Source organism: Chromohalobacter sp. HP20-39 (genome assembly GCF_033052815.1).
GTDB lineage: Bacteria > Pseudomonadota > Gammaproteobacteria > Pseudomonadales > Halomonadaceae > Chromohalobacter.
On the sequence record NZ_JAWHTP010001074.1, the window covers coordinates 1 to 242 of the forward strand.

Annotated in this window: 1 protein-coding gene; it reads left to right on the plus strand. The window is 65.3% G+C overall.

What is annotated here, in order from left to right; all coding sequences use genetic code 11:
• On the plus strand, window positions 1-242 hold a 242-nt coding region (locus RVY79_RS21235), incomplete at both ends, for an aconitase family protein (RefSeq protein WP_317466598.1).

Here is a 242-nt window from a genome sequence, read left to right on the forward strand (position 1 = left end):
GCGCCGCCGACCAAGATGGACCAGAAGCAGCTGACCGAAGAAGGCCACTACGGCGTGTTCGGCACGGCCGGTGCGCGTACGGAAATGCCGGGCTGCTCGCTGTGCATGGGTAACCAGGCTCAGGTGCGTGAAGGCGCGACGGTCATGTCGACGTCGACCCGTAACTTCCCGAACCGTCTGGGCAAGAACACGAACGTGTACCTGGGCTCGGCGGAACTGGCGGCGATCTGCTCGCGTCTGGG